Annotated in this window: 20 protein-coding genes; 7 read left to right on the top strand and 13 right to left on the bottom strand. The window is 64.5% G+C overall.

Features of this window, described 5'->3' with window-relative positions:
- The first annotated feature begins 76 nt into the window (after nt 1-76).
- Nucleotides 77-682: a TetR/AcrR family transcriptional regulator C-terminal domain-containing protein gene (locus tag AC1L6K_RS10145; protein ID WP_480952556.1), complete on the top strand. Its 606-nt coding sequence runs from the start codon at nt 77-79 to the stop codon at nt 680-682.
- Between the two features lie 10 nt (nt 683-692).
- Nucleotides 693-1,700, top strand: a complete 1,008-nt coding sequence (locus tag AC1L6K_RS10140) for a hypothetical protein (protein ID WP_480952555.1) — start codon at nt 693-695, stop codon at nt 1,698-1,700.
- 9 nt (nt 1,701-1,709) lie between these two features.
- Here AC1L6K_RS10140 and AC1L6K_RS10135 read toward each other — a convergent pair whose 3' ends face one another.
- The 4 genes from AC1L6K_RS10135 to AC1L6K_RS10120 all read right to left on the bottom strand — a co-directional run bounded on the left by AC1L6K_RS10135 (nt 1,710) and on the right by AC1L6K_RS10120 (nt 5,917).
- The gene (locus AC1L6K_RS10135) at nt 1,710-2,171 is read right to left on the bottom strand and encodes a DUF3817 domain-containing protein (protein WP_480952554.1); all 462 of its coding nucleotides are present in this window, start codon (nt 2,169-2,171) and stop codon (nt 1,710-1,712) included.
- A 62-nt stretch (nt 2,172-2,233) separates the two neighbouring features.
- A complete protein-coding gene (locus tag AC1L6K_RS10130) occupies nt 2,234-3,157 on the bottom strand; it encodes an oxygenase MpaB family protein (protein WP_480952553.1) in 924 nt (307 codons plus the stop codon).
- A 91-nt stretch (nt 3,158-3,248) separates the two neighbouring features.
- Complete coding sequence (locus AC1L6K_RS10125) at nt 3,249-3,917, bottom strand: LuxR C-terminal-related transcriptional regulator (RefSeq protein WP_480952552.1); 669 nt, start codon at nt 3,915-3,917, stop codon at nt 3,249-3,251.
- Entirely contained in the window at nt 3,905-5,917 is a 2,013-nt protein-coding gene (locus AC1L6K_RS10120) for a sensor histidine kinase (protein WP_480952551.1), read from the bottom strand. The genes AC1L6K_RS10125 and AC1L6K_RS10120 overlap by 13 nt, the downstream gene beginning before the upstream one ends.
- A gap of 152 nt (nt 5,918-6,069) precedes the next feature.
- Here AC1L6K_RS10120 and AC1L6K_RS10115 point away from each other — a divergent pair, with 152 nt between their 5' ends.
- From AC1L6K_RS10115 to AC1L6K_RS10100, 4 genes are all read left to right on the top strand, one after another.
- Entirely contained in the window at nt 6,070-6,801 is a 732-nt protein-coding gene (locus AC1L6K_RS10115) for a hypothetical protein (RefSeq protein ID WP_480952550.1), read from the top strand.
- Between the two features lie 128 nt (nt 6,802-6,929).
- A complete protein-coding gene (locus AC1L6K_RS10110; protein WP_480952549.1) occupies nt 6,930-7,097 on the top strand; it encodes a hypothetical protein in 168 nt (55 codons plus the stop codon).
- A 280-nt stretch (nt 7,098-7,377) separates the two neighbouring features.
- Nucleotides 7,378-8,112: a glycosyltransferase gene (locus tag AC1L6K_RS10105; protein WP_480952548.1), complete on the top strand. Its 735-nt coding sequence runs from the start codon at nt 7,378-7,380 to the stop codon at nt 8,110-8,112.
- Nucleotides 8,113-8,175: 63 nt separating this feature from the next.
- Nucleotides 8,176-8,640 (top strand): SRPBCC family protein, encoded by a 465-nt coding sequence (locus tag AC1L6K_RS10100; RefSeq protein WP_480952547.1) that lies wholly within the window; start codon nt 8,176-8,178, stop codon nt 8,638-8,640.
- Nucleotides 8,641-8,843: 203 nt separating this feature from the next.
- On the opposite strand, the gene AC1L6K_RS10095 is transcribed toward AC1L6K_RS10100, so the two are convergent.
- From AC1L6K_RS10095 to AC1L6K_RS10055, 9 genes are all read right to left on the bottom strand, one after another.
- Nucleotides 8,844-9,329, bottom strand: a complete 486-nt coding sequence (locus AC1L6K_RS10095) for an SRPBCC family protein (protein ID WP_480952546.1) — start codon at nt 9,327-9,329, stop codon at nt 8,844-8,846.
- A gap of 15 nt (nt 9,330-9,344) precedes the next feature.
- Nucleotides 9,345-9,788: an ArsR/SmtB family transcription factor gene (locus tag AC1L6K_RS10090; protein ID WP_480952736.1), complete on the bottom strand. Its 444-nt coding sequence runs from the start codon at nt 9,786-9,788 to the stop codon at nt 9,345-9,347.
- Between the two features lie 92 nt (nt 9,789-9,880).
- Nucleotides 9,881-10,381, bottom strand: coding sequence for a universal stress protein (locus tag AC1L6K_RS10085; RefSeq protein ID WP_480952545.1), 501 nt, complete (start codon nt 10,379-10,381; stop codon nt 9,881-9,883).
- A gap of 121 nt (nt 10,382-10,502) precedes the next feature.
- Entirely contained in the window at nt 10,503-11,690 is a 1,188-nt protein-coding gene (locus tag AC1L6K_RS10080; protein WP_480952544.1) for an acetyl-CoA acetyltransferase, read from the bottom strand.
- A gap of 59 nt (nt 11,691-11,749) precedes the next feature.
- On the bottom strand, nt 11,750-13,090 hold the full coding sequence (locus AC1L6K_RS10075) for an MFS transporter (protein WP_480952543.1): 1,341 nt from the start codon (nt 13,088-13,090) through the stop codon (nt 11,750-11,752).
- Complete coding sequence (locus AC1L6K_RS10070; protein ID WP_480952542.1) at nt 13,087-14,961, bottom strand: helix-turn-helix domain-containing protein; 1,875 nt, start codon at nt 14,959-14,961, stop codon at nt 13,087-13,089. The genes AC1L6K_RS10075 and AC1L6K_RS10070 overlap by 4 nt, the downstream gene beginning before the upstream one ends.
- On the bottom strand, nt 14,958-16,532 hold the full coding sequence (locus AC1L6K_RS10065; protein WP_480952541.1) for a class I adenylate-forming enzyme family protein: 1,575 nt from the start codon (nt 16,530-16,532) through the stop codon (nt 14,958-14,960). Before AC1L6K_RS10065 ends, AC1L6K_RS10070 begins: the two co-directional genes overlap by 4 nt.
- Nucleotides 16,533-16,755: 223 nt before the next feature.
- A complete protein-coding gene (gad, locus tag AC1L6K_RS10060; protein WP_480952540.1) occupies nt 16,756-18,123 on the bottom strand; it encodes a glutamate decarboxylase in 1,368 nt (455 codons plus the stop codon).
- A gap of 111 nt (nt 18,124-18,234) precedes the next feature.
- Nucleotides 18,235-19,110 carry a HemK family protein methyltransferase gene (locus tag AC1L6K_RS10055; protein ID WP_480952539.1) on the bottom strand — a complete coding sequence of 292 codons (876 nt, stop codon included), beginning with the start codon at nt 19,108-19,110 and terminating at the stop codon, nt 18,235-18,237.
- A gap of 119 nt (nt 19,111-19,229) precedes the next feature.
- Between AC1L6K_RS10055 and AC1L6K_RS10050 the strand changes: the two genes are divergently transcribed.
- The gene (locus AC1L6K_RS10050) at nt 19,230-19,967 is read left to right on the top strand and encodes a DNA alkylation repair protein (protein WP_480952538.1); all 738 of its coding nucleotides are present in this window, start codon (nt 19,230-19,232) and stop codon (nt 19,965-19,967) included.
- Nucleotides 19,968-19,973: the final 6 nt, after the last annotated feature.

Genomic DNA, 19,973 nt, shown 5'->3' with positions numbered 1-19,973 from the left:
AAAGCAGCCGCCATGGGGCAAAATGGAGTTTGGCCCGTTGGCCTGCCAGCACAAAACCGACGAAAGATGGCTGCCCATGCCCCTCACCCGTGACCAGGTCATCGACACCGCGTTTGGAATCCTGCGCGATTTTGGGCTGGCCGACCTGTCCATGCGGCGGCTGGCACGGGATCTGGGCGTGCAGCCCGGAGCACTTTACTGGCACGTGAAAAACAAGCAGGAGCTGCTCGGCGTCTTGTCAGTCATGATCCTGGCACCGGCAACGCCGGGTCCCGCGGACGAGGTCCGGGAGACAAATGACTTTGCGGCCCTGCGCCTGCAGGCCCGGGCCATCCGCCAGGCGCTCCTGAAAGTGCGGGATGGCGCCGAAGTGGTGGCACTGACCCACTCCCTTGACCCCGGATCACTCCGCGCCCTGCGCCAGCCCGCCCATGAATTTGCCGCCGCCGGCCTGCCCCGCCAAGAAGCCGATTGGGCCGCCCGGGCACTCGTGCACTACATTCTGGGAACGGTCACTGATGAGCAGACCCGCAGGGGCCTGGCCGAGGCCGGCGTGCTCGAGACCGGCCTGGATCATTCCGATGAGGAAGCCGCCTTTAACTTCGGCCTGGGGCTGCTGTTGGCCGGCGCCGCCACAGGCCCGACGCCCGGGCAGCCGGTGACCGCGCCACTGAAACGGTAAGCTACCGGGCATGGACACTCCGCGCACAGCCAAGCTGCACCTTGAAATTGACTTGATGTTCGACGATCCGGCAGCCGTCCAGCTGCGCGCCGGCGCCTGGGCGCGCGAGCAGTCCGACGGTGGTGCCACGGACGTGGCCGAATTGCTGTCGCAGGCGGCCGAGGGGCCGGAGTCAGCCTTGATGCTGCTGGTGGAGCCCGACGACGTCGTGGCACAAGTCCCGGGCGTCACGGCACTTGGCGCCAGCCTCTGGATCGACGGATCCTCCGAGGCTGCCGCCCCGTGGCCGGCCGGGGCAGAAGCCGGCGGCGACGACGAATTCGACGTCGAAGAACTCGAGCTCGGTGAGATGGAGACAGAGGAGCCGGAGACCGGGGATCCGGAAAGCGAGGAGGACTGGCTGCGGACCATCTTCCAGTCCGCAGACAAGCTGCCCGGGCTGGACCTGGACCTGCTCGGTTACGACCAGGAGGAACCCAACCCGGATCTCCGGAGCCAGTCCCTGCTCCGGGCCACCAACCTGCGTGGCGCCATGCACTGGGCCTACGAATTTCTGGTCGATCAATTATTTGACGACGTCTCGACGCTGCGCACCGAACCGGAAGCCGTTGCTGAAACCATGCAGCTCGGTGACCTTCCGCCGCTGCAGCGGGCCCACTACGGGCCTTTGTTTGCGCAGAGATTCTTGGCCGTGACACTGGATTTGGGCACCTCGCTGGCCACCTCGTACAGCTCACCCACGTGCGTCGCGCAGGAGCTCGCCCTCAGGCTGCTCCTTGACTGCGTGGAAATTTTGCAGGACATGCTCCCGGCCCTGGAATTAACCGAAGACTGGCGGGGCCGCGCCGAGGACACCTTGTTTGAAGACCTTGACCATGAGCTGCTCTACGACCCCGCCTTTGACGGGATTGGCAGCAGCCCCCTTGCCGGGCAGCTCGGCATGGCCAACCTCGATGTGTCGTCGTGGTTCACGCCGTTCCTTGAACGCACAGTCAACCCGTACGCCGCCAACGAATAGCGAAAGCGCCTAGGCGCGGCCGCCGGGCGGGCCCACAAACATCATCGTGGCCATGATCCCGCCAACGAACACCACAAACACCACGCTCAGCAGCACCGGGCGGTTCAGCATCCAGCGCAGCACCACCTGCACCCAGTGCCCGTCGCCCGGGTGGGTCGTGGCAGAGGTGCGCCATCCGCCGTCGAGCCTGCCCTGCCTTTCAAGCCGCCTGTCGAAGGGGATGGTCAGGTACGGCACGAAAGCGGTCAGGGCCGCACCCACAATCATCCGCGGGCGCCAGCGCTGGTTCAGCCCCACCAAAACGGCCGTGGTCACGTAGGCGATGAACACGAGACCGTGCGCAAAACCGCCCACCGTGACGGGCCAGTCCCCCACCTTCAGCGCGTACTTCATGATCATTCCGGCAATCAGCAGCGTCCAGGTGACGGCCTCGGCGATGGACAGGGTGCGGTAAAAAGTGCGGGGTGTCATGGGCTGGGTGCAGTCCTTGGTTAGTTGGTGACAGATAGTCGGCAAAAAACGCCACGCCCAGCTTATCGGGCCTTGCTGGGAGCGTCCTCCACACCCAGCCGCTTCCTGCGGGCACGGGCGGAGGCTTCGCTGGGTCCCGGAGATCCCAAACTCCAGCGCACGACGGCGAGCACGGCTTTCGCGGGCAGGGTTACCGGAAGCGGGACCGGGCCAAGCCGCGGGGCGCGCAATTGCAGCAGCTCCCGGTAGGGCTGCGGCAGGGAGGCCACGGCCGCGGCAAAGAGGACCTTGTAGCCTGCCTGCTGCGAGCGCGGCAGCGGCGGGTCCTTGATGAACGCGACGGTTTCGGCCACGTGTTGGTCGTGCCGCAGCTCGGGCGTGAAGGCGGCCAGCTGGGCGTCCAGTTCCGCCCGGGTGGTGGGCGGATTGGCCACGTGCATGAGGGCCCCGGCCACGGCCCAGTCGGCCACATACGCGTCAGCACCTCCCGGAATGGGGCTGCCGTACGCTTCGTGGGTGGCAAGGAACGCCTGGGTGAAGGCCAGGTGCACCCAGCGCAACAGCTCGGGGTCGTTGGCCGTGTAGGGCCGGACCTCCCCGCTGGTTGCGGTGTAACTCCCCCGGATGTGCCCGTGGATGCCCAGCACCCAGTCCGACGCCGCCTGTGCCGCCGCCGTGTCGCCGTAGCTGACGGTGAAGATCCAACGGATGGTCCCGGCCAGCCTGCCCAGCGGGTCGGCGCGGTAGTTGGAATGGTCATGGACGCCTGCGAGCGCGCCCGGGTGCAGGGCCTGGATCAGCAGCGACTGGATCCCGGCCACGAGCGTCGTCATGGACCCGTGCACAGCCCAGGCCGCCGAGCCGGGACCAAAGTACCCGCCGTCGTCGCCCTTTTCCAGGTCAAGCTCCCACTGCGGAACCGTGGGCGAGTTGTTGCTGAACGTGCCGCGCAGCTCCCTGCGCCAGCGTGCCACGAGGTTTTCCATGTCCCCAGTCTGTCGCTTTCGCGCTGCAGATGCACGACGGCGGCACGTGCCTGCCGCTGCGGCTCCAGCGTGCACCCTTCCCGCCCGGGCCCTAAGGCAGTGTCGTGGTGGGATCGGACCCCTGGGAGTCAAGGTAGGCGATGACCGCCAGGACGCGGCGGTGGTCGTCGGCCCCCAGCGGGAGCTCAAGCTTGGACAGGATGTTGCCGACATGAGTCTCTACAGTCCGCGGTGTCAGCCACAGCCTGTGCCCTATGCCCGTGTTGGTGAGTCCTTCGGCCATTAATGCAATGACCTGGTGTTCCCGGGGAGTGAGCTGGGCAAGTCTGGTATCGGCCCGGCGGGCCCCCAGCAGCCGGGCAACAACCTCAGGGTCCAGGGCGGTGCCGCCGTGCCGCACGCGTTCCAAGACGGCGAGGAACTCGTCAATGTCCAGCACCCTGTCCTTGAGCAGGTATGCGAAGCTGCCCGCTCCCACCAGTTCAGGGGACAACCGTGTCTGCACGTGCTGGGACAAAAGCACCAGGCCCATGTGCGGGTATTCGCCCCGGGCCGCCTCGGCGACCCGGGCGCCGTCGTCGGAGAAGTCCGGCGGCATCCTGATGTCCAGGATGGCCACGTCGGGCTGGCAGTCGCGAATGGCGGTCAGCGCGGTGACGGCGTCGGCTGCGGTTGCGGCAATCTCATGCCCGGCATCCGCCAGGAGCCGGGCCAAGCCGTCGCGGAACAACGCCGAATCTTCACCGATCACCAGGCGCATGGCAGTCGCGCCTCCACCAGGGTGCCGTGGCCAGCCGTGCTGACAACCTGCAGGGTGCCGCCCTGTGCCGCCACCCTGTCCACCAACCCTGCCAGGCCCCCGCCGCTGCGGACAACGGCGCCGCCGGCCCCATTGTCGCTGACCCCAATGCGGATCGTGCTTCCGGCGTGTTCGAGGCAGACGGCGACCCTGCTGGCCTGGGCATATTTTGCCGCGTTGGCGACGGCTTCGCTGGCAACAAAGTACGCGGTGGTGCCCACCATCTCGGGAATGGTTGCCGGGTTGTGCCCTGTGTGGGGCAACTCCAGGTCGATGGGGAAGGGTGCCGTGTGGCACAACTGTTCCAAGGCTGCGGGCAGGCCGGCGTCCAGGCTGCTCGGGCGGACCCCGTGTGCCAGCTGGCGAATCTCCGCCACGACGGTGCCCAGTTCGGCAACGGCCCCGTCCATGACGCCGTGGAGTTGGCCCTGTCCGGCGCCCAGGTGGCGTTGGGCCAGGCGCAGCGACATGCCCAGTGTGATCAGCCTCTGCTGGGCGCCGTCGTGCAGATCGCGTTCCAGCCGCTGGCGTTCCACATATCCGGCGGCAAGGATCCTGGTCCTGCTGGCTTCGACTTCCTGAAGGGCTGCGGCCAGTTCCAAACGCAGCCGCACCAGTTCCATGGGCCTGGCGAGGGCGGCCATGACGTCCCTGTCCGGGGTGCGCCTGTTCGCCAGGGCCGGGGCGTGCTCCAAGACTCCCACGGCGTTCCCTGCAACTTCAATGGGAACGGCCGACGGGCCCGGGACCATGTCCGCACCCTTGCCGCTGACCACTGTCCCCGTCCCGGGCAGCACGTAACCGACCCGCAGGCGCAGCTCACCCAGGGCGGCCTGCAGCCTCGCTTCCAGGTCTTCCGGGCGGGCCCGGCCGGCGTAAACATCCTGTTCAAGCGTCTCCACCGCCTGCAACACCCGCCACCGCTGCGGGAACATCCGCCGGTCCACCCATCGGACCAGCCGCCTGTGGGCCGGCACCAGCAGGAGCACCAGGACGGCAGTGGCTGCGGCCGTGACGGCAGCCGATTCGTGCCCAATGGCGGCACCTGCCACACCTGCGACCACCGCCAGGACGCCCAGCGCAACGGCGCCAAGGCCCGTCACCACCAGCCCGGCAGCCAGCACCCTGTCCACATCAAAAAGTTCTGCACGCAGCACGGCCACGGCCACCAAGATGGGCAGGACCAGGTAGATCAGCCACAACCCCACCACGACAACATCCGAGGATCCGCCCAGCAGGTAGCCGGCCCAACACAGCAGCAAAGTGGCTGGAACCAGCATTGCGGCGGCGGCCAGCCACCGCATCTGCACCCTGTCAACTGCCGGTGCGCGCCTGAACTTCAGGCAGAAGCGGACTGCACTGGCCAGCAGGGCGGTCAAAAACAACGGCAGCAAAAGTACCGCCGCCACGTCCGCCCCGGGCACCAGCGCCACGTCCCTGTCCACCTGGGGCAGCGGCGAGTCCACAGGCCCCAATGCCGCCAGTAAATTGAACAGAACCACGATTGAGGGCAGGGCGGCAGCCAGCACCCGGTCAGGGCGGCTCCTGAGGCGTCCCCCGGGAAAGACCAGCAGCAACCAGGCCCAAGGCAGGTAATACAGCATCCAGCTGCCCTGGGTCAGCGCCACTGCGGCACCACTGACAGGCAGGCCGACTGGTCCGGATCCATGCACGTGTCCGGCTTCCTGCAGGTACTGGGCCGTCTGCAGGTAGTTGTCAGCCCCGGCCAGCAGGACGGCCACAAAACCAGCAAGCGCCAGGAGCAATCCCACCTGGTTGCGCGGCCGCAGCCAAAGCAGGAACACGCCCAAGACCAGGGCGGGCAGGCCTGCCACAGCGGGGAGGACCAGCCACACCGGCGGCGCCATCCCTGATGCCACCGCCGGCACCAAAAAGCCCATGGCCGCAACCCCAAGGGAAATCGCCACAATGCCAACCGGTGCAGCCTGCAACCACCGCATGTTCACAGTGTATTCCCGCCCCTGTCCGCCAGTCCTCCGGGCTGCCACGGAGCCCAGGTTCGGTGCCCGCCACCTGCCGCGGGACAGGCCGGACGCACACACTTGTTCCACCGGACACCATGCCCGTGAAACAACCAGACAAGGAGCCGGCCATGAGCCGCACCACAGCATTGCGCACACCAGGTGCACTCCACCCACCAGCCCGCGACCTGCGCCGATTTTGGCGCATTGGCGCCGCCGTGCTGATCCCACTGGGCCCCCTGGGCGTCACGATCGGCAGGGGCATCATGCCCTACTGGACGGATCAGGACCCTGAGACCATCGTGGCCAACGTTTTGGCCAACCCCGGCTCCATCACCGTGCTGAACTGGATGGGGCTGTTCTTGATGCCGGCCCTGCTGCTGGGCGCCCTGGCCATGGGATTCACGGCCCGCCGCGGCGCCCCCGTCCTGGCAACGCTGGGGGCCGGCCTGTTGTTTGTGTCCTGGGTTGACACCACCAGCACCGCAAACACCGACTACCTCATCAATCTGCTGGGCAACAACGGCTTTGACGCAGCCCAAATTGTCCACCTCAACGCACTGATCGTCGACGATCCCGTCAACGCAGTGGCCGGGATCTTCTGGCTGTTCGGCCACCTCGCCGGCATGATCATCCTGGCGGTGGCCCTGGGCAAGGCAAAAGTCGTGAAGCCTTGGGTCTGGATCGCGCTCATCGCCTCCCAGCCGGTGCACTTCATTTCCGCCGTCGTCCTTCCCAGCCGCCTGCTGGATCTGAGCCTGGGCTGGGGCCTCACCACCCTCTGTGCCGTGATGGTTTCCGCCGCCGTCCTGAAAATGCGCGACGACGACTGGGACCTTGATCCGCTGGCCCGCCGTGCGTGAGCGGCAGCGGCAGCCGGGCACCCGCCGTCGAACGTTGCAGGCCGATGACAAACCCCTGCGAAGGGACCACAATGAAGGTGAAGCCGCCTGGTCGTCAGGTGCCGGGCGGCACAAGAAAAGGCAAGATCATGGCCAACCCACAAGCACCCACCACAGCGGTTCCAACCAGTCCGGCCGGCAGCCCCACAACAGCCCGCGAGCACAGCGAAATTGCCGCAGAAGGCAGCGACGGCCGGGAAATGCCCGAACTCCGCATGCATTCACAGGAGCCCGCCGAAGGACCCGACCCCGCCTGATAACCCCGCCGGCTCTGGAAGACTCCAATGCGCATCATGGTGGCAGTCGTACCGTTTGCCGGGCACCTTGCCGATGCGTGGCAGGACCAGCCGTGGGACGTGCTGGTGGCCGACACATTGAGCACAGGCGCCGTCCTGACGGCGGAAACCAGCGGGTGTCCCTGGGCCTCAGTGTCTGTCACCCCCTTGGCGTTGCCAAGCAGGGGCCTGCCTCCGCAGGGATTGGCGCTGCGCCCGGGCCGCGGGCCGCGGGCCGGCCGGACGGATCCGGGACTCACTGTTGCGCGGCTTTTTTGCCCTGCTGACCCGTCCGCTGCACCGTGCCTACAACCAGACAAGGCACGCCGCCGGCCTGCCGCCTTCAACGCAGCGGCTCGACACGGCGTGGTTCTCCCCCACGCTGGTCTGTGTCTTCGGCACCCGCGAACTGGACTGCCCCCGTCCCGACCCGCCCGCCCATGTCCACTATGTCGGCGTGGTGTCCAGGGCCCCGGTGGATGACCCGGAGCCACCACCCTGGTGGGAGTCGGTGCTGGCCGACGCCCGCCCCCTCGTCCACACCACCCAGGGCACGCAAAATGTGGACCCTGCGGATTTGCTCATCCCTGCCCTGGCGGCTGTGGCACCGCTTCAACTGGAGGCCATTGCCGTCACCGGCCGGCGGGGCCGTTACGGGCTGGGTGTTCCGCTGCCGGCCAATGCCCGTGTAGCTGATCTGTTCCCCTATGAGCAGCTGCTGCCGCACGTGAAGCTCATGATCACCAACGGCGACTGGGGCAGGGTGTTGGCGGCCCTCTCACACGGAATTCCGCTCGTGATGGCGGGCGGGGACATTGACAAGATTGAAATTGCGGCGAGGGTGGCCTACTCGGGAGCGGGCATCGACCTGCGCACGGGAACGCCTTCCATTGGGCAGCGTGCCGCTGCAGTTGCGACCGTCACAGTCGATCCGCGTTACGCTGCCCGCGCGGGCGGCATTGCCGCCGAGTTGAACAAGTTGTCGGCACCTGTTTAAATCCGGCGGCTCGTTGAAAACTTGGTTGCAGACAGGCCGGCCGCATCGGCATATGCTAGCGCCATGTCCACTTTCAGCGTTTCACGCAGCGCCTTCGTCCCCGCTCCCCCGGAAGCCATCTTTCCGTTCGTCTCCAGTTTCCGGGAGTGGCTCCATTGGTCGCCATGGGAAGGCATCGATCCATCCATGCAGCGCACCTATTCCGGCCCCGTCGAAGGCGTAGGCGCCAAATATGCGTGGAAGGGCAACGGCAAGGCCGGCGCCGGCACCATGGAAATTCTGGAGGCCGCGGAGCCTTCACGGATTCACCTCCGCCTGGAATTCAGCAAGCCCATGAAGGCTCTCAACCCCACAACGTTCACCTTTGCGCCCGAAGGCAACGGCACCCGTGTCACCTGGACCATGACAGGGGAAAACAAGGGCTTGAGCCGGGTGTTCATGCTCTTCATGAACATGGACAAGTTGGTGGGCGGCGACTTTGAAAAGGGCCTGGCGCAACTCGCTGTGGCCGTCGCTGGGAAAAGCTGACGCCGCAGGCCCAGCGCAGACCCGCCGCCGGCCCGGCGCAGCCTTCAGGCCGGGCCCACTTCCTGCGCAGACCCCGTTCGTGACCGGCCGGCCCCTGCCGTCAACCGGCCCACCGTCCGCCAGTGCTGGCAGGTGGCAAATCTCGGCTGGAGCCTGTCCCGCTACCGCGACTGGATCCACACCTCACTGCTAGGCATCCTGTCCTAGCGCGCCACGACGCCAAGCAGTTCCTCCAGGCGTTCGTAGCCTTCACGGACACCTTGTTCCATGCCCGAGGCAACCATGCCGTCACGGTCCGCCAGTGACTGAAAAACCGTGTGGTTGACGATGCGGGTGCGTCCACCCAAATCTTCGAAACGCACGCTTTCCAGGCTGACGTGTCCCGGGAAACCATCGTATTCAAAGGTCTGGACGATGCTGGCGTTCTCAACCACGTCGTGGAAAACACCGCGGAATCCGTAGCGGCTGCCGGCCGGATCAACGTGCGAGTAGGCCCAACTCCCGCCAACCCGCGCATCCCAGGAATGAATTTCCATGGCAAGATCCCGCGGTCCCAGCCACTGGCGCACCAGTGCGGGGTCAATGTAAGCGCGGTAGACATCTGCCACTGGAGCATCCAATTCCCGCACCATGCCCACAAAGGGCAGGCCGGGTTCGGCAGTGACAACAAGGGCATTTTTGGTGGTCATTTCCGTACCTCTAGTTCATCTGTTTGTTTCGCCGTGGTGATTGCCGGCTCTCTGGGCGGGCTCCCCTGTCGTATTCACAAGTGCCGCGTTCACATTTGCCGTGCCCGTCGGGGCAAGGAGTGCGTCCAGCCTTCGAAAACGGGCTTCGGCTGCCAACCGATATCCGTCAATCCACGCAGTAAGCTCTTCCAACGCAGCCGGTGCCAGATGGCACGGTCGGCGTTGCCCGTCGCGACTGCGGGTGATCAAGCCCGACCGCTCCAGCACTTGGATGTGCTTGGAGATGGCCTGCTTGCTGAGCTCGAACGGTGCCGCCAGTTCATTGACCGTTGCCGAACTCAAGGACAGCCTCGCGATCAGCCTGCGTCGGACCGGATCGGCCAGGGCGAGAAATGCCTTGTCCAGCCGCTCCTCTTCAGGAAGTGATTTCTGCACGCACACTCTCCAATAATCAACCATTACCTTTATCAACCATTTGGTTGATGATCCCAGCGTAGAACTACCGCTTCCTTGGGTCAAGGGTTTTTGGGAATTGTTCGGCAGCCGCGGGATCAGCCGTGCAGCGGAGCGTGGGCGTCGACGCGGGGTATGGCCAGCACAGGCAGGCGCTGCGTCGCCAGCAGCTTGCGGACAACGGATCCCGCCAGGACCTCGTTGACCCCGGCAAGCATCCCCGGCCTGCGGGCCCCGACCACGATGACGGCCGCCGACATCGCCTCGGCCAGCCTGCCCAGGGCCATGGCCGGGTCGCCGCCCAAAATCCGGAAGCTGCAGCGCAGCTGATGGGCCCCGGCGACTTCATCGAACAACGGGCCAAGCTCACGAACGGCCGAAGCCGCCTCATCCTCGGGGTCCAGCGCCCTGTCCAGGGACTGGCCCATGACATTGCCGCTGGGGTCCCACTCGATGAGGTAGCTGCCGGGATCAACATAGGCCCCCACCAGTTCAGCTCCGGATGCTGCCGCGAGCGACGCCGCATATTCCAGCACTGCCGGGTCTTGCTCCGGCAGCAGGCCCACCACCACTGCACCTTGGCCAAATCGAGGTTTCACGGTGTCCCCGTTCCCTTGGGCCCGCCCCTGGCACGCGGGTTGTCCCCCAATTTTCGCGCACTTTCCACCAATGTGAAAGGACAGGTATTCCGCCCAGCTCCCGGGGCGGCTTACAGATTGCTTACACTGCTTCAAGCACGCTGACGTAGTTGGCAATGCCCAAACCGCCCATGTTCTGAACTGCTGCGCGCCTCGCATGCGGCAGCTGCATGGCGCCGGCGGTGCCGCTGAGTTGCATGGCCGCAATGACGTGCTGGGACACCCCGGTGGCTCCCACCGGGTGGCCCTTCGCCTTGAGTCCGCCGGAAACGTTGACGGGCAGCCGCCCTTCCCGATGAACCCATCCCTCGGTGACGGCACGGGATCCCTGGCCGGCTTCCGTCAAGCCCATGGCCTCGTACATCAGCAGCCCGGCGATTGTAAAGCAGTCATGCACTTCCAGAAAATCCAGCTCGTCAAGGCGGGTTCCGGCCATGGCGAATGCCCTTTCAAAGGACATTCTGGTGGCTGCGAAGGCTGTGGAGTCCCGCCGTGCCGCCGGCAGAAAATCATTGGCATGGCCAAAGCCGGTCAACCTGACGGGTCCGGCCGCAGCTCCCGCAGTGCGGGCCGTGGAGAGCACCACCGCTGCCGCTCCGTCGGAAACCGGGGAGCAGTCGGTGCGGCGCAAGGGATCAGCGACCATCGGGTTCTTCTCCGATATTGTGCGGCAAAATTCCTCACCCAGGTCCTTGCGCAGTTGTGCGTAGGGGTTGTCCACGCCGTTGCGGTGGTTCTTGGCAGCAATGGATCCCAGCACATCGCCGACCTTGCCATATCTGGATTCATAGTCCTTGGCGACGGCGGCAAAGAGACCGGTGAACCCGGTCGTGGATTCCTTGCCGGCTGTGTCGTAGTCGGCACCCAGCAAGGCCGCACCCACCACCGTTGGCGGGGCCTGGGTCATCTTTTCCGCCCCGATCACCAGCACATTGCGCGCTGTCCCGGCCAAAAGGGACTTCACACCTTGCTGGACGGCTGCCGAGCCTGAGGCGCAGGCATTTTCCACTCGGGTGGCAGGGACGTTGGCGAGTGCCGGATCGGCCTGCAGAGCCAGGGACGAGGTGAAGGACAGCGGCATCATTCCTGAGTTGAATTGGCCGAGCACAATTTCATCAATGCTGCCGGCGTCGAGTCCACTGTTGGCGATGGCCTCCGTTGCGACCTTTACAATCAGTGATTCCAGGGTTTCGTCAGGGAGCTTTCCGAACCGGGAATGCCCCCACCCTGTCAGCAGCACGTCCTTGCCAAATTCGTGGGCAATGGTCATGGTTGATACCTCTTCTGTCGATCGAGTTTCGTGGATCTTGCACTTCGGCGGGCCCGGAGTTACGACCGGGAGTTTGCCAATTTCGGCTCAGCCTGTGGAGCATGGGCAATGGAGGCGCTGGCTGCGCGGGCGAAGTCGCTGGGCTTGAGAATCAGCAGCGCGACTATGGAGGCAACCCCGGTTCCAACGAAGAAGATCCAGGGCGAGCTGATGTCCCCTGTTGTGGCAATGAGCCAGGTGGCGATCATGGGTGCACTTCCACCGAATAGGGCCACGGGGATGTTGTAGGCGATGGCAATGCCAGTTGAGCGTATGCGTGTGGGCAGCAGTTCGGTCATCACCGCGTAGGTCGAGGACGCGTACAGCCCGAACAAGACGGCTACGGCCATCAGGGGCGGCAGGAATGTTTCCGGGGTTGCTCCCGGAGCCACTGCAAAGAGCCAGTACATGGCTGCGGTGGCGGCGATGCCGATTACCAGCAGGAAGTTCTTGCGGCCGTATTTGTCGGTGAACATTCCACCAAATGGCATGACGATCGCAGCTGAAACGCTGGCAAGGAATACGTACAGCAGGGTGGTTCCTGAATCAAAGGACAGGGTTTTCGCCATGAAGGTGGAGACGAATGTCAGCACCAGATAGAAGATGGATGAGTGCAGGGTAATGACGAAGAACACCAGGGCCATGGGCCGTTTCCAGCTGAACACTTCCCGCAGTGGCGCCTTGGATGTGTTCCCGGCCGCCTGCAGGGCCTGAAATTCAGGGCTGTCCTCCAGCTTCATTCGGATGTACAACGCGATCATGCCCAGCGGGCCGGCGACGAGAAATGGTATGCGCCAGCCACCTGCAGCGATGGCGTCGGTGCCCATGAGGACTATGAGCCCGTTCGCCACCACGCCGCCAAGAACCAAACCCAGCACGGCCGTGACCATCAGCCAGCTTGTGGAAAATCCGCGGCGCCCCGGTCCTGCGTATTCGGCGATGAAGCTGGTTATGGTTCCAATTTCTCCACCCGCTGAGAAGCCCTGGATGCATCGCACCAGAATGAGCAGGATTGGTGCTGCGGCTCCCACCATCGCCTGGGTCGGCAGCAAGCCAATGGCAAATGTTGACCCGGCCATCAGAATCAAGACCATGAGCAGTGTTTTCTTGCGGCCAATCTTGTCGCCCAGGGGCCCGAAGAAAATGCCGCCGAGCGGCCGGATGAAGAAACTCAGTGCGAAGACGGCAAAGGCGCTGATCAAGCTGACTGTCGGATTGGAGGCGTCAAAGAAGGCCTGGCCGATGTACACAGCCAGGAAGCCGTAAATGCCGTAGTCATACCATTCGATGAGATGTCCCGTTGTGGCGCCAATGAAGGCACGGCGCCGCCGGGCGGCAGTTGTCGTGGAACTGTTTGTCATGATGCTTTTCCTTTGGAAGTGGAGGCTGCCGCGGCACCCGGACCCATCAGGTCGAGGACCTTCAGTGCCAGTTGCCTGCGCATGGTGACGTCACTGTCACGCCAGCTCTCGGAGCTTATTTGGTCGATGCGTGCCAGCCGCTGTTGCACAGTGTTGGCATGGACCAACAGCGATTCTGCAGCGCTGCTGGCGTTGGAGGAGTTGGCATAAACGGTCCTGAGTGTTGCCACCAATTCGGAACCGTGCCTACCGTCATAATCCAAAAGCGTCCCCAACACGCTGTGGACAAATTCGGTCAGTTCAGCGGGGCTGCTGTTGGCCAAGATGCTGGGAAATGGCGCCACGGCATCGCTGAGGCTGCCCGTCCCGGCGCGTCCAAGTGCCACGAGGGCGCGGACGGTGTTGTGCGCCGTCGTTGCTGCTGCAGCCAATGCTTGCGGTCCAGCCACCACGGCGGCACCTGCAGTTACCGGTTTGCCGATGGATCCCGTCATGGATATGGCATATTGCCCAGCCAATGTTCCCGGCTCGGCGGCCGTCATCCACAGCAAGACCGATCCCCTGTAGTCGCAGGCCATGCCTCCGGTTCGTTCGGCCTTCTGCTGCGCAAGCCGCAGCAGGGTCGGCACGGAAGACTCTTCAACCTGCAACACGAGGACGGTGTTCAAGTGCCCCAATTCCGCTGCCGCTGTCGGATTCCTTTCGAGGGCACTGCCAGGGTCGTCCAGCCATTCCTTGACCGTGGCTGCGCTCCTTGCCCTTGCTGTGGTCAGGTCCGACTGAAGTTTCGTGATGAGCAGGGCAGCGACAGTGGCGGCCCGTCCCAAAATTTGTCGTTGTTCAGCGCTGGGAGGTGGTCCTTCCAGGGTTGCGTCGTCGGACGGCAGGTGTTTCAACGTCCCCACAGGAGGGCCCGGGTGTCCAAGTGGTTCAGCGTTCCACAATGCGTCAGCGGTAGTTGTCCCAGTGGGGCCCACCCGCGGGTCCGGGCCGGAGCGCGCGAGGAGGCGTCCGCCGTCGTCCTCCACCACGACGGCGCCTCCGATCGAGGCCTGGACAAGCTCCGCGAGGTCGCCCAGAGATCCATTGGTCATCAGGATTCCCAGAAGCCGGTCCTGAAAATCCATGATGCTGTGGGTGGCGATTTCACTGGACTCCAGGCTGTCCAATGCGCCCTGAAGATGTTCCACCGTCTGCCGGCCGGCCTCATGCACCGTGGCATTTTCAATGGCGACGCCGGCGTATTGAGCCAGTGAAAACAACAGTTCCACGTCCTGTGGGCGGTAGTCATGCACACGCCTGTCGGCAGCCAGGAGCAAGCCGACAACCCGGCCGTTGCGAAGCACCGGCACACCAAGGATTGCCCGCAGTCCCTCATCGACAGTGGCAGTGTCGATGGTGTTGTTGTGGCTGTATCGGACGTCGTTGAGGTAGTCCGGGGTCCAGCTGGGCTTGCGGGATGCGGCGATAAAGCCGGAAATGCCTTCGTTGCGTGGAACAACCAGGCGGGCGAAGTCGTCGCTGAGAATCCCTTCCGACGTGATCATGCGCGACAGCCCGCTCTCCTGTTCAAACGTCAGGAAGTAGGCAACATCGGCCATCAGCAGACGCCGGCTCCGGGCCACGATGGCTGTGAGCACACTGTCCACGGCATCGAGACCTCCCAGTTCGCGACTTGATTCGACCAGCTGGACCAGGTTCCGCTCACGCTCGGCGTGATCATCCAGTTGCTGGCGCACCAACACCGCGTCGTTGGCAAACTGCGGCGCCACACTGCCAAGCATCTTGCGCAGCTCCGCCATGGGCGTGCCGTTGGCCAGCGCCGTCAGCACGGCGCCTTCCGTGGCGGCGGCGTCACGTGGTGTGGTCACGACTGGACAAGAACTTCCGTGGGAGCGGCCAACTTGAAACGGCGCAGTTTGCCCACGCTGGTTCGGGGAAGCTCGGCAATGAGGGTCCACTCACGTGGACGGCTTTGCGGTGTGAGGTTTACCGCGGCCCACTGCTCCAGTTCATCGATGGCTGGAGGGTTCAACGGATCGCTCGGCACCACAAAGGCAATGGGAACCTGGTCGCGGATGGGATCCGGCTTGGCCAACACGGCGACTTCGAGGATGCCGGGGGCCTGTGCCAGGGCTGCTTCCACTTCGGTCAAGCTGACGTTTTCCCCGGCAACCTTGATGACATCGTCGATACGGCCGACGAAGCGGTACACCCCGGCCCGATCCACAGTCGCCAGATCGCCGGTGCTAAACCATGTGGTCCCGTCAATTTCGCTGAAGCAGGCGCCTGTCTGGACAGGATCGTCCAGATAGCTGTCGAACAAGTCGACACCCCGGGAACCGGCGATGGTGATGACGCCGGGTTCCCCTTCCAATGCGTCCCCGCCAGTGGCCGGGCTGATCAGGCGAATGCTCCGGGACAGGGCCGGCGTTCCGATTACGTCCGGGCGGGGAGAGGCGCTGAAATCACCGGTGGCAATGGCAGTGGTCTCCGTCATGCCGTACAACTGACGGGGCGCGCACCCCGTGAGCTCATGCATTTCCTGGTAGTGCGCCTGCCCCAGGCTTTGCGCAAACCACAGGTGCTTCAGTGCCAGCCTGGGTGCATGATGGGGACGGCGGGCCAGGATCATTCGGATGGGAGCAGCAAAGAGGCTGGCATGCGTCACCCCCATTTCGGCAGCCTGCGCGAACCACCCGGACGCAGAAAACGCGGCAGTGAGGGCAACGGAAGCGCCGACGGCGATGGCGGAGTTGAAACAGTAGAACTGGGCGTTTGCATGAAACAGGGGCAGTGAAACGAACCATTTGTCGTCGCTCCCGAGACCGATGGTGGAAGACATGGTGGTGGCGATGTAGGCATAATTGGCCTGGGTCAGCACGACACCCTTAGGTGCCGAGGTGGTGCCGGAAGTGAACATGACAGCCAAGCGGTCAAGGGCATCCACTTCAGCGGCGACGACCGGCACACCAAGAAGCAGTGACGGAGGAAGTGTGTCCTCCGTCGTTTCGGTCAGGGGGACCACGATGCAGGTGCTTCCCTCTGCACCAGCCCTGTACGTTCCCTCGCGGCTGGCTGCGCAGAATCCCATCTTGGGGGCCGTGCGCCGCAGCTGCAGTGCTATGTCGCTTTCAACCGACGCCGGATCCACCGACACCATCCAGGCGCCCAGCCGTGCCGCGGCCAACCAAATAAGCACAAAGGCCGGTGAGTTGCGCAAGGCCACATGCACGGCGTCTCCGCGGCCCACACCGTGTGCGGCCATCATGCCTGCGGTGCGCGAGACCAGCGCGTCGAACTCAGCGTAGGTCCACGACACCGTGCCGCCCGTTATTTCCCGGAAGGCCAGAAATTCGTTGTCCGGGCAGTTTGCCACAGTAGTGTTCCACATTCCCTGAAAAGTGGTGCCGGGCAGTGTGGCTGTGTGACTTGCTGGCATGGTGATATTTCCTTTGTGACGCACGTCCCATAGCGGGTTGATGTACGTCACATTACCGGCCGGCCCGTCAACAATCTATGTTAAGAACTCACATAGTCTTGCCCCGTCAATGTTCACAAACACATAACCACCGCCGCCGGACCTCAGCGGCTGACCGCGACGGTGGGAACAACAGCGCTTTCCGCCAATGTGGAAGGTCAGGTATTCCGGCCAAGCGGTGGCATCAGTGGTGGAACGCCACCCGCGCCGGCTGCCTGCCTGAGAGCCGCTCAACCGATTTCGCCAGGTCGGCCAGAAACATCCCGGCCAGGTCAAAGGTGAATCCATTGCGCACCACCACGCGCAGCACATCCACATCGGCCATGCCCTCGGGCATGGGGTACGCAGGCACTATCCAACCAAAGCTGCGCAGTTCGTGCGAGAGGTCATACACGGACCAGGCATCCGGCGTCGTCAGCTTGAAGGCAAGCACCGGCAGCTCGTCACCGCGGCTGAGCAGGCTAAATGGGCCCAGCGCCTCCACGCCCTCGGCAATCACACCGGCTATGTCCCGGGAACGCTGCTGGATGCCGCGGTATCCCTCAAAACCGTAGCGGACGAGGGTGTAATACTGGGCAATCACCTGGGCTGCCGGCCGGGAAAAGTTCAAGGCGAAGGTGGGCATCGAGCCGCCCAGATAGTCGACGCTGAAAATCAAGTCTGCCGGCAAGTCCTCGGCACTTCGCCACACCACCCAACCGACGCCGGGGTAGACCAGGCCGTATTTGTGGCCCGAGGAGTTGATCGACTTCACGCGGCCCAGCTTGAAGTCCCACAGCAGCCCCTCGTCAAGGAAGGGGGCGATGAATCCCCCTGAGGCGGCATCAACGTGCAGCGGCACATCCAGGCCTGTGGAGGCTGCGAGCGCATCCAATGCGGCGGCGATCTCCGCGACGGGTTCATAGGAACCGTCAAAGGTTGAGCCCAGCACGGCCACCACGCCAATGGTGTTTTCATCGCACGCGGCGGCGGCCTGGGCGGCGGTCAGGTGGGTTGCGCCGTCGAGCGGGATCAGCCGGGCCTCCACGTCCCAGTACCTGGCAAACTTTTCCCAGCACACCTGGACGTTCGCGCCCATCACCAGGTTCGGCTTGGCCGCATCGAGCCCGGCCGCCTCCCTGCGGGCCCGCCACCGCCACTTCAACGCCATCCCGGCGAGCATGGCGGCTTCCGAGGAGCCGGTTGTGGAACAACCCACGGCATCGGCTCCCCCTGTTGGCTCCGGCGCATGCCACAAATTCGCCAGGATGTTCACGCAGCGCCGCTCGATCTCGGCCGACTGCGGGTACTCGTCCTTGTCGATGATGTTCTTTTCCAGCGACGCCTGAATCAGCGCGGCTGCCTGCGGCTCCATCCAGGTGGTGACGAAGGTTGCCAGGTTTTGCCGTGCATTGCCGTCGAGCATGAGCTCGTCCTGGATGAACCGCATCACGGCATCGGCATCCTGGCTGCCCTTCGGAAGTGCGTGCTTGGGAATCGCACCCAACCCCGAATCAAAGGCGCTCTCCGCCATGATTTCGTCGCGGCTGGCGTGGTGTCTGTGCAAACTCATGGAATGCTCCCCCGTTGGATTTGGCTGGTGCCGATACACCGAGGCTAGCCAGTTCCGCCGCCGATAAGAAGACCCGGAGAGATCCGGGCCCGGGGCCCGTGGGTGCCCCCACTATTCCAGCCGGCGGGGTCCCACCCTGCCCGTCACCACGGTGCCGTCAAAATCCGCGCTGCTGGAAATGCTGGCGGTGAATCCATGGGAGGCCAGGATCGCGGCACTTGCGGGAGCCTGGCCGGCGCTGCCTTCAAGGAGCAACAGGCCGCCGGGACGGAGCCACAACGGAGCCTGCCCCGCAATGCGGCGGTGCAGCTCGAGTCCGTCGGCGCCGCCGTCAAGGGCTATCCCCGGCTCGTGGACCCGGGCCTCCTGTGGCATGAACATGATGGCAGCGGACGGCACATAGGGGGCGTTGGCCGCAATGGCATCAAAACTGCCGCGCAGCTCTTTCGGGACAGCAGCAAACAAGTCCCCGCAATGCGCCCGTCCGTTGAAGGCTGCAATGTTTCCGGCGGCACAGTCGACGGCGGCCTGGTCTATGTCGCTTGCGTGCAGTTCACATCCGGGCAGAAAATGGGCCAGGGCCGTGCCGACAGCACCACTGCCACAGCACAGGTCCAGTATCCTCAGCGGTTGGGTGCCGGGTTCGGCGTGGCATTGGGGGCCGGGCAGGCGCTGCGGCCTGGGCGTTACTGCATGTTCTTCCGCTCCGGCCAGCCCGGCAAGTGTTTGGGCGACCAGGAATTCGCTGCGTCGGCGGGGCACAAACACGCCCGGGGCGACGGCAATGCGGAGCCCGCAAAATTGTGCCCAGCCCACAATGTGTTCCAGCGGATAGCCCTGGACCCTGAGGTCAAGCAGGCGTGCAAGATCGGTGGCGGAGCCGGCGGCAGCCAGCAGGATGGCTGCCTCTTCTTCGGCATAGACGCACCCGGCTGAACGCAGGGCGGCAACCAGCGTCTCGTCCGGCTGCTGGGAAGTATGCCTCATTGCAACCACATAGTAGTTCAGTGCGGCCATTGAGTCTCGTCATCCCCGCGCTGCCGGGCCCCGACGATGCTCACTGAGGGAGTTGACGCCCCGGCCTCCCGTACGGCTACGCTGGTGCCATGACCACGACCAGCACCTCACGAAGCAACACGTCCCCAGAGATCACGCCGACCAACACGGCCTTCCTGAACGCCCTCGGCCCTGCCTTGACGCTGGCTGCGGAACCGGCGAGGGCGGACGGCATGGCAAGGTACATGAAATCGTCGATGCCGTACATGGGTGTGCGCTCGCCCGAAGTGCGAAAGGTTGTGCGTGCGCTGGCCAAACAGCATCCCTTTGCCGGTGTTGACGAGCTTCATGCCACGGCGATGGAGTTGTGGCGCAACGCCGGACACCGCGAGGAACGGTATGCAGCCATCATGCTGACGGATTCACCCCTCGGCCGGGGTGACCTCGGGCTCCTGCCGTTTTACGCCGTCGTCATTGAGAGCGGGCAATGGTGGGATTACGTTGATTCCGTTGCCCCGCGCCTCTGCGAACTCCTGCTCAAGGAGGACAACAGGGACAGCGGAACCATGAAGCCGCAGCTGCGCCAGTGGAGTGTGCACCCCAATTTCTGGTTCCGCCGGGCCTCGATCATCGCGCAGCTGGCGGCCGGGGAGGCCACCGACACGGTGCTGCTGGCCGATGTGATCCGCCCAAATCTGGCGCACAAGGAATTCTTCATCCGCAAGGCGATCGGCTGGGCACTGCGCCAGCATGCCCGGACGGATCCGGACTGGGTGCGCAGCTATGTAGCCGACCATGAGGACCTGCTCAGCCCGCTGTCCCGCCGCGAAGCGCTCAAGCACCTCTGAGGCGGT

The sequence above is a fragment of the Specibacter sp. BI4 genome (genome assembly GCF_056680095.1).
Note: the sequence above shows the minus strand (reverse complement) of the source record. Positions and strands in the feature narration are given on the sequence as shown.